The sequence below is a fragment of the Streptomyces sp. NPDC096310 genome (assembly GCF_044763125.1).
In the GTDB taxonomy this organism is placed as follows: domain Bacteria; phylum Actinomycetota; class Actinomycetes; order Streptomycetales; family Streptomycetaceae; genus Streptomyces.
Genome location: NZ_JBIWFO010000053.1, coordinates 1 through 8,106, shown reverse-complemented (window position 1 = coordinate 8,106; position 8,106 = coordinate 1). Strand labels below are relative to the sequence as shown.

General features: G+C 67.7%; 7 protein-coding genes and 3 pseudogenes. 2 read left to right on the top strand and 8 right to left on the bottom strand.

Features of this window, described 5'->3' with window-relative positions:
• Positions 1-67: 67 nt before the first annotated feature.
• The 3 genes from ACIQ7D_RS37315 to ACIQ7D_RS37305 are packed head-to-tail and all read right to left on the bottom strand — an operon-like array spanning position 68 to position 2,801.
• Entirely contained in the window at positions 68-667 is a 600-nt protein-coding gene (locus ACIQ7D_RS37315) for a tyrosine-type recombinase/integrase (protein WP_403945707.1), read from the bottom strand.
• Positions 664-1,596: a tyrosine-type recombinase/integrase gene (locus ACIQ7D_RS37310; RefSeq protein WP_403945705.1), complete on the bottom strand. Its 933-nt coding sequence runs from the start codon at positions 1,594-1,596 to the stop codon at positions 664-666. The genes ACIQ7D_RS37315 and ACIQ7D_RS37310 overlap by 4 nt, the downstream gene beginning before the upstream one ends.
• Entirely contained in the window at positions 1,593-2,801 is a 1,209-nt protein-coding gene (locus ACIQ7D_RS37305; protein ID WP_403945703.1) for a tyrosine-type recombinase/integrase, read from the bottom strand. The genes ACIQ7D_RS37310 and ACIQ7D_RS37305 overlap by 4 nt, the downstream gene beginning before the upstream one ends.
• A 169-nt stretch (positions 2,802-2,970) precedes the next feature.
• Between ACIQ7D_RS37305 and ACIQ7D_RS37300 the strand changes: the two are divergent.
• Positions 2,971-3,084, top strand: a pseudogene (locus tag ACIQ7D_RS37300) (ATP-binding protein); the annotation flags it as partial.
• A gap of 49 nt (positions 3,085-3,133) precedes the next feature.
• On the opposite strand, the gene ACIQ7D_RS37295 reads toward ACIQ7D_RS37300, so the two are convergent.
• The 4 genes and pseudogenes from ACIQ7D_RS37295 to ACIQ7D_RS37280 form a co-directional block, all read right to left on the bottom strand.
• On the bottom strand, positions 3,134-3,625 hold the full coding sequence (locus ACIQ7D_RS37295) for a hypothetical protein (RefSeq protein WP_403945700.1): 492 nt from the start codon (positions 3,623-3,625) through the stop codon (positions 3,134-3,136).
• 111 nt (positions 3,626-3,736) lie between these two features.
• Positions 3,737-4,468 (bottom strand): hypothetical protein, encoded by a 732-nt coding sequence (locus ACIQ7D_RS37290; RefSeq protein WP_403945697.1) that lies wholly within the window; start codon positions 4,466-4,468, stop codon positions 3,737-3,739.
• 908 nt (positions 4,469-5,376) lie between these two features.
• Positions 5,377-5,691, bottom strand: coding sequence for a helix-turn-helix domain-containing protein (locus ACIQ7D_RS37285; RefSeq protein ID WP_403945695.1), 315 nt, complete (start codon positions 5,689-5,691; stop codon positions 5,377-5,379).
• A pseudogene (locus ACIQ7D_RS37280) lies at positions 5,688-6,665 on the bottom strand (tyrosine-type recombinase/integrase). The gene ACIQ7D_RS37285 and the pseudogene ACIQ7D_RS37280 overlap by 4 nt, the downstream one beginning before the upstream one ends.
• A gap of 229 nt (positions 6,666-6,894) precedes the next feature.
• Between ACIQ7D_RS37280 and ACIQ7D_RS37275 the strand changes: the two are divergent.
• Positions 6,895-7,044: pseudogene (locus ACIQ7D_RS37275) on the top strand (ATP-binding protein); the annotation flags it as partial.
• Between the two features lie 3 nt (positions 7,045-7,047).
• On the opposite strand, the gene ACIQ7D_RS37270 reads toward ACIQ7D_RS37275, so the two are convergent.
• On the bottom strand, positions 7,048-7,875 hold the full coding sequence (locus tag ACIQ7D_RS37270) for a M55 family metallopeptidase (protein ID WP_403945692.1): 828 nt from the start codon (positions 7,873-7,875) through the stop codon (positions 7,048-7,050).
• Positions 7,876-8,106: the final 231 nt, after the last annotated feature.

Here is an 8,106-nt window from a genome sequence, read left to right as displayed (position 1 = left end):
GCCGCACGTCACTGATCCCGAGGTCCCCACCCATGACAAGCACAACGACCACGACGTCACACCGTCACTACAAGCACGGTTGCAGTACTAGGGGGACGGTGCGCTGTTTGCGTCCCTTTCCCTCGCAGCGGACAGCGGCGCCGTCGCCCAGGGTGATGTCGTCGCAGTTCAGGCTGGTGAGTTCGGTGACGCGCAGGCCGGTCTGGACGGCCAGGGCCAGCATGGCCTTGTCCCGTCGTCCCTCCCAGCGTTTCGGATCCGGTGCCGCCAGCAGGGCGTCGACCTCCGGGCCGGTCAGGAACGTGACGGTCCTCTTGTCGAACCGCTTGGGTGGGATGTCCAGGACCCGCTGGATGAGCAGGGCGTGTTCGGGGTGCTGGAGGGCGGCGTAGGAGAACAGGGACCGGATCGCGGTCAGGCGGACGTTGCGGGTCCGGGTGCTGTTGCCGCGCTCGTCCTCCAGGTGGTTGAGGAACGCGGAGATCACGTCCGCGTTCAGGTCGTTCCAGTCCAGCTTCGCCGGGGCGGTGCCAGTCTGCTGCTGGACGAAGCCGAGCAGGAGGCGGAGCGCGTCGCGGTAAGCGGCGATGGTGCGAGGGCTGGCCTGACGCTGGCGGCCGAGCCGTTCGGTGAAGAACGCCTGCAGGGTGGGTGCGATCAGGGTCACGGGCGGGCCGCCTTCCGGACGCCGTCGCGGCGCGCGGCGGCCAGGGCGAGCAGTTCCGGGGCCGCCGACAAGTACCAGTAGGTGCAGGCCGGTTCACGGTGTCCCATATAGGTCGACAGTGACGGGATCTTCGCCTGGATGTTGTCCTCGGTGCGATACCAGTGCAGCAGGGTTCGAACGGCGAAGGTGTGCCGCGGCTCGTGCAGCCGTGGCCTGTGCGGGGCATCGGGGCCGACGCCGGCGGTGTCGACCAGGACCCGGAACACCGGATGCACGCAGGCGTAGATCAGCCGCTTCGCGGTGAGGGAGATGAAGAACGCGGGGTCCTTGACCCTGGGCATCAGGTCGTCGCGCAGCCTGTCGTACTCGCGCAGCGCGTTCGTGGTGCTGTCCTGCAGCGGGACCAGGCGGCACTTGCCGAACTTGGACTCGCGGATGTGCAGGACGCCCTCGGTCCAGTCAACATCGTCGCGGTCCAGTTTGATGGCCTCGCCGATGCGCAGGCCGGACGCCGCCAGCAGCCCGATCAGCGTGTGATAGGTCGCGGCCCGCAGCGGCTGGGGAATCGTCTGCTTGGCCGCCGTCATGATCGCCGCGATGTCGGCGTCGGAGTAGAGGAAGATCTGCCCGCGGCGTCGGTTGTAGGGCACCAGCCCCAGTGGCGGCACCTCGGTCGCCGGGTCGATCCCGCTCAGGTAGCGGGCGAACCCGCGGACGGCGGTGATCCGTCGAGGGCTGACCGTCGTGACCACTTCGGGCTCGCGGGTCTTCATCCAGGCCAGCGCGGCCGCGATGGTGACGGTCTGTTCGCCGCGGTCGTCCATGAAGCTCACGAAGTCCGGCAGCAGATAGGCCGCTTCGGTCATCTGGTGCCCCAGCGAACGGCGAAGCCGCAGGTAGTCGCCGACCGCCTGACGGAGATCGGTCATGCCGCCTCCGTCCCGGGCCAGGGCTGGGCGACCGCGCGCAGGGCGATGAAGTCGACCTTCGCGTAGAGCGCGGTGGTCGCCAGGTCCTGGTGCCGGAGCACCTGTCCGATGGCCGTGAGCCCGGCGCCCTGTCGGAGCATGTCGGCGGCCAGGGCATGACGCAGCCGGTGCGGCCCGACCTTGCGCGTACCGGCCCGCCGGCAGGCTCGTTCCACCACGTCGCCGACCAGATCCGCCCGGATCGGACCATGCGGAGCCTTACAGGTCAGGAAGACGTGGCGGGCATCCAGGCGAGGCCTTGGGCCGGTCACGTAAACGATCAGGGCCTCGCCGACATCGGCCGGGAGCGGGAGCCGGTCCTCACGGTGTCCCTTGCCGCGAACGACGATCTCGCCGCAGCGCCAGTCGATGTCATCCAGCAGCAGCCGGGCCACCTCGATCGAGCGCAGTCCGAGCCTGGCCACCAGCATCAAGATCGCGTAGTCGCGGATGCCGACCGTCCCGTGGCGCGGAGTATGGTCCAGCAGCCGCTGAACGTCGCCCACCGCCATCGTCGGCGGTACGGCAGCGAAGCGCCAGCCGCCCACTGGGGGCACTGCGCCGCCGAGCTTCATCGGGGTGACGCCGTACAGGTGAAGAAACCTCATCAGCGACCGCAGTTCGGCGACCCGCCCCTTCGCCGAGCCCGCCGAGACCCTGGCACACTCCCGCAGCAGGAACGCGTTCAAGTCCGCCCCGGTCAGACTGTCCGGCCTGAACTGGCCGTCGGCTACCGCTTGTTCGGACAGGAAACGCCGGGCGGTGTTCCCATAGCGCAGCATCGTCGACGCCGACAGGCCACGCTCGGACTCCATCCAGCACCGGTACCGCTCCAGCAGAACATCCGCCGGCGACGGTGGCACCTGCGGCGCGGGCACCACCCCGGCCTCACGCAGGAACGTCAGCAGCGGGACCAAGCCGCGCGGCCCGGCCACCCGCCGACGACCCCCTCGCCGCAGGTCGGCAAGGTGCTGATTCAGCCGTCCCTCGTCCAGGTCAGCGGCATCGAGGCCCTGTCTCAAAAGCCACAAGCCGACCTGCCCCAGATCATTCAGCATGTTCCTGGCGGTCAAGGTTGTGTACCCGCGCTCCGCCAGCCATGCCCGGTAGCCCTCGACCTGCGGTGCCAGAGCACCCGCCTTCCGACGCGTACTTCCGAACGGCATCGCCACCTCCTCGCGGAAGCACCCTGCCCCCACGGCCACGAGGCTGCCCGGCACGGAAACTATGCAGAGCCCTGAACAGCCGAAACCCCACGAAGGAGCGGAGCTATGCACACGGCCTCGGCATAGTCGCGGTCTCGGCATAGGTCGATCTATGCCGATATCCGCATAGATCGATGAACTCGGCTACATGGAACTCGACCGCCACGGCGCCGAACTCCTCTTCCAGGTCCTGACCGAACGCGAAGAGAAGAACAGCGTCGCCATCGCCTCCAACGAATCCTTCGGCAAAGCGCACATGTTCCGGCGAACCCGTGCCAGGTGCTGCCGAAACTTCACGGGTTCGATGGTGTCGAGGAGGCTGCCCAGTCGCCTCGATGTTCGCGCCACGCGGTCCTGAGGGCTTCGAGCTCGGCGCGGGGGAAATGCTCACCCCACTTGCCGCGGTATGCGCTCTCGCCGTACTCCCTCACGACCTCGTCGAAGCACCGGATCACTGCTCGGGCAACGACGTCGATGCTCTGCTGGGTGGACCAGATCTCGGCCCCAGTGTTGTCGTGGGCACTACCGTGGGCCAGCTCCAGCAGGCGGATCCACACGTTGGTGCCTTCACGGTAGAAGATCCATCGGAAGGCGGTGGGCTCGGCTTCGAACTGCGCTCGGCATTCGGTCTCGCCGATGATCAGACGTGCTACTGCGGTCAAGAGATCTTCGGGGGCAGTGGTGATATAGGAGGCCGTGACTTCGGCTTCCGCCTGGTGGTCGCTGACGATGCAGTCGGCCCAACCACGTCCGGGCAGGACCCAGACGAGTCGCAGGGGGGCCATCCTCGTTACCTTCCTTCGGTCGCGGGTTCCCTGTCCCGATCGCCGAGGGCTCCTCGCACACATCCGAGTCTGGGGCATGGCGAGACTGCTGACCAGTGGATTCTCTGACGCTCAGTGATCGGGCAGGCGCCCGGGGTCGACATGGTCGGCGAGGTAGATCAGGGTGGCTTGCGGGTCCATGCCGAAGGCTGTGGCGACGAGCTTGGGGTCCATGGTGTTCACCAGGTCGACGAGCCGGGTGCTGCGGATCATGCGGGGTGGGAAGCCGCAGTCGTCAAAGACGTGTGAGAGATAGGCAGTTGAGGCCGGGCTCCGCCCGGCCTTGGTTCCTTTGGTGACCATGACGTGCGGGTTGTCCGTCCGCCATGCCACCCGGTGGGCCCGGCATCGCTGCAGCACTGTCCAGGAGGCGGGGTCCAGGGGGACGGGATGGGGCCGCTTCCCGAGCCGGACAGTATGGGCCTGCTGGTCGATGTCGTCGGTCTTCATCATCCGCATCTCGGAGCTGGAGGCGCCATGCAGCAGAGCGAGCATGCCCATCACCGCTTCATGCGGGTGCAGGTGCTTGTCGGTTGTCCACCGCCTGAACAGCTCGCGCTGCTGGTCGAGGGCGAGCGTCTGGCCGCGGAAGCCGTTTCTCGCCTTCGCGACCAGCTCGCGGGTGGGGTCGACCAGCAGCATCTTCTGGGACCGCGCGAAACGGAAGAACTGCCGCAGCACGGCCAGCCGCCGCTTGCGTCCCTTGGGCAGGGTGGACAGGAAGGCTTCGACGTCGTGCACGTCGACGAGGGCCCACGCGTCCTTGTCTGTCCCGTTCGTCGACCAGGAAGAGGGCCAGGTCACGCAGAGTGGCCAGGGCTGTCTCCAGGGTGTGATTGCTGCGAGGACGGGTGCCCGCTCGGCGGGCTCGGTCCTGGGCCCGCATCCGGGAGGTGTTGAAGGCGGCGACGGCTTGCCGCAGCGGTTCGGGGACGGCCTCGATGCGTCGTTGTCGTCGGCCGGCGGCGAGCCGTTCGGCCTGGTCAGTGGGCAGTGCCAGGTGGTGGAGGGTGAAGAAGTCCTCGAGTGCGCGGGCGAAGGAGCCCATCGACCGGCCGGGCCTGCGGGACCTTTCCAGCAGGGCCTGGGGTGAGGTGGAGTGCCCGTCTTGCAGGAGTCGGCCGAGGTCGGTGACGAAGCCGCAGGCTCTGGCGATGCAGTGCCGGGCGGCGACATGAGCGACGAAGTCCCCCAGCCAGGAGGGTGGATCGGCGAGCCGGTCGCGGAGGTGTTCCCCACGGATGAAGGGGCGGCCAGGGTGCTTTTGCCAGCAGGCCGAGCACAGCCCCAGTCCCGCATGCCGCCGCACCTGGCCGCACTCGCGGCAGGTCCTCGGACGCTGCTTCTCCTGCCGGGGCCGTGAACAGTGGCCGCACCAGCCGGTCGCCTCCCGCAGATAGCCGGGCCGGTGGCAGCGCGGACACGTCTCCTGGGCCGCCCGCTGTTCGGCCGCGCGCCGGCAGTCGCGGCACAGACGGTTCTGCGATGACCGGACGGGGTGGCCGCATTCCTCGCAGACGCGTGAGCAGATGATGCACCGGCCCGTGTCCTGCTGCAGGACGCGGTCGCGGCCGCAGCCAGGGCAAACCGCCCTGGCTGACTGCTCGTTCAGCCGGCGCCAGCACCGGCAGCAGTGCTGGCGGTCGAGGTATCCGACGGGGGCACCGCAGGTGACACAGTCTCGTTGCTTCTTGCCCATCGCAGCCCGCCGGTCACAAAGGCGGCAACGACCGGCCCCTGGCGGAGACGGCCTGCGGCAGGTCAAGGACTGGACGGGGAGGTGCGAGGGGCCGTTCAACCGGGGTGGTGTCGACCTCGATCAGGTCGTTGGGAGTGCACTCCAGCGCGGTGCACAACGCGGCCAGCGTGGTCATCTTCACTTGAGAGGGTTCCTTGGTGAACAGCGCCGACACCGAAGCCGAGGACAGTTCCAGGCCGGCCTTCTCGGCCAGCAGCCGCCGCAATTCCGTCCCGGTCCACACCTCGCGCTGGGCGGCAGCCATCCGCAGCCGCCATTGGATCTTCATGCCGTAGTGTCCTTCCCGGTCAGCTCGGCCAGAGTGCTGGCGACCGCGCGTTGATAGGCGTCTTCGATGAAGGTCGCGGAGGGCCGGACATACCGCATGGTCGAGCTGACGGTCCAGTGACCGAGCATCTGCTGGATCGCGACGAGATCGACGCCACGCTCGTAGTTGTGCGTCGCGCAAGCTCATCGCAGGGCATGCGGGCTGAACCGCTCGGATGCCGGACGTCCTTCGAGTTCCATCAGATAGCGGAGCCGGTTGCGGATGGTCCCGCGATGCAGGCTGCCGCCGGACTCGTCGGCGAAGAGCACCGGCGAGTCGGGGAACCTGGGCCGCACGTCCTCCAGGAACCACCGCAGCACCAAGTCCAAGCCGTCGAGCATGGGCACCCACCGAGGCCGCGGGCCGGACGTGTGGGCTCCCTTGCCGAAGCGGACGTGGAGCTTGCCGAACGGGCCTCGGGTGAAGTGCAGGTCCGGCTTCTCCAGCAGCGATGCCTTCTCCGAGCGGAGGCCGGCGTGATACAGCGTCCGGAACATCGCATAGTCCCTCGCTGCGGGTCCGTGCTTCCTCGCGGTCGCGATCCTCTGTTTCATGAAGGAGAAGAACTCGTCCACCCGCTCTGGTGTCGGCGGCAGCAAGGCCGCAGAGTCGTCACCGACATGGCGGGAGGCGTTGAACTCGTCGACCGGGCAGACCAGACGGACACCGAATGCGGCCTCGATCTCGACCGCCTTGCGGGCCTGCAGGAACCGGTGGAAGCCCTTGAAGATCTGCACGTACTCGCGGCGGGTCGACGTCGCCCGGCCCTTCACCGCGAGATCACCGACCACCCGGTCGATGTCCTCGGGCGTGACTTCCCATGCAGGCCGTCCCAGCGCGGTGAGTGTCCGCTCCAGCAGGCCGATGTCGTTGTCGATGGTCACCGGGCTGAACCCGCGGGCCCTCCACGAGGCGACGAACGCGTCGACGCACATGGTCTGGAACTGCCACGGGTCCGTGGTCAGCGGCTCCTGCGGGACGGCCCCGCCTGCGATGACCTGCAGTCTCGCCTCGGCCACCGGCACACCTTCCTCGCACCTGAACAGTCAAGGCAGCACCTTGAAAACCAGCGTGCCGCCACGAGAACCAACGAGAACCGCAGGGACGGGATACGGCCAGGTGACAGGCGCAACCCTTGTGAGGGAACAAGTGCCAGCCCCAGATGGCTGGACCAAGACCTTCACCGACCCCCGCCTCTGCGCGGCCATCGTCGACCGCCTCACCTTCAACGGCACCATCATCGAGACCGGCACCGACTCCTACCGCCTCGCCAGCACCCGAGCACGCACCGAAGAGCCGTCCAAGGCCGGCTGAACCCTAGCCAGGTTTGATAGTGGCGAGCTGCGCGAGTAGTAGGACTAGCCGGTAGGCGTCGCCAAAGTCGGCCGCGGTGAAGGTGACTGTCCGGCCATCTTCACCGCGTGAGACCCCCGGCGCGAGTGTCGCCAGATCGACCATGAACGGCGCGTAAAGGTCGACTTCGACGTCGAGCGGTCCGGCGAGGGAAAGCGGTGAAACCTGGGCGCGCCGCGTGATGGCTTCGGCGGCCGCATGGCGCAGCCGCTCTCGCGCTTCTTCGGGGTGCAGGGCGATGGCAGCGCCCTGACCAAGGGCTTGCTTGACCGCAACGGTGACTGCGGACGGGAGCAGATCCTGCAGTTCGGCGCAGGCGCTGTCGTCGCCGCTGAGCAGCACGACCGGTACGTCCAGATGTCCGGCCATGGCGGCGTTGAGGCCGATCTCGCCCATGGAACGTCCGGCCACGCGCACGTCGAGGATGCCGTCGTTCATCGTGTGTGCCAGTATGGCCGGTCCGCCGCCGGCGCGGGCGTGGTAGCCGACGAGCAGGACCGCGTCGGTCTGTTCGTCGAGTCCGCCGAGCATGCCCAGAGGCCGCGGCTTGCCACGGACCAAGTGCGCCCGGCGGTCGAGTTTTTCGGGCAGCAGGTTCCGGAAAGGGCCGTGTGCATCGGCGACCCGCACCTCGGCCGTGGGTTCGGCGTCCAGGACACCGGCGATCACAGCGTTCGCCTCAGCTGTCATCAACGCCCGGCCACGCGCGTAGTCGTAGCCGTCCGGGTTCGTCTCGGTGGGATGCACGATCCCCGAGATGCCCTCCATGTCAACAGAGATCAATATCTTCATAACTTTGGGAGCCTACGTGCTCGGTGCACCAGGCCGACATGAGTCCCTGATCTTGTCGGCCAGGCCGTCCCCCACGCACTGACGCTATTTCTCGTGAACATCCAGAACCTTGTCGATCACCAGATGCCGCCGCAACTGTCCGCTGTCATCCAATCGGGGCGTTTGACAGCGAACCCAGTCGTTTCGCCTTCCTCGCCAGTGAACCTAGTCGTACGAGGCGTCGTGCTGGGG

Bases quoted from the DNA above. Each gene is read 5' to 3' on its own strand.
- ACIQ7D_RS37270 (WP_403945692.1), bottom strand. From the start codon at position 7,875: ATGAAGATATTGATCTCTGTTGACATGGAGGGCATCTCGGGGATCGTG.
- ACIQ7D_RS37295 (WP_403945700.1), bottom strand. From the start codon at position 3,625: ATGGCCCCCCTGCGACTCGTCTGGGTCCTGCCCGGACGTGGTTGGGCC.
- ACIQ7D_RS37305 (WP_403945703.1), bottom strand. From the start codon at position 2,801: ATGCCGTTCGGAAGTACGCGTCGGAAGGCGGGTGCTCTGGCACCGCAG.
- ACIQ7D_RS37310 (WP_403945705.1), bottom strand. From the start codon at position 1,596: ATGACCGATCTCCGTCAGGCGGTCGGCGACTACCTGCGGCTTCGCCGT.
- ACIQ7D_RS37285 (WP_403945695.1), bottom strand. From the start codon at position 5,691: ATGAAGATCCAATGGCGGCTGCGGATGGCTGCCGCCCAGCGCGAGGTG.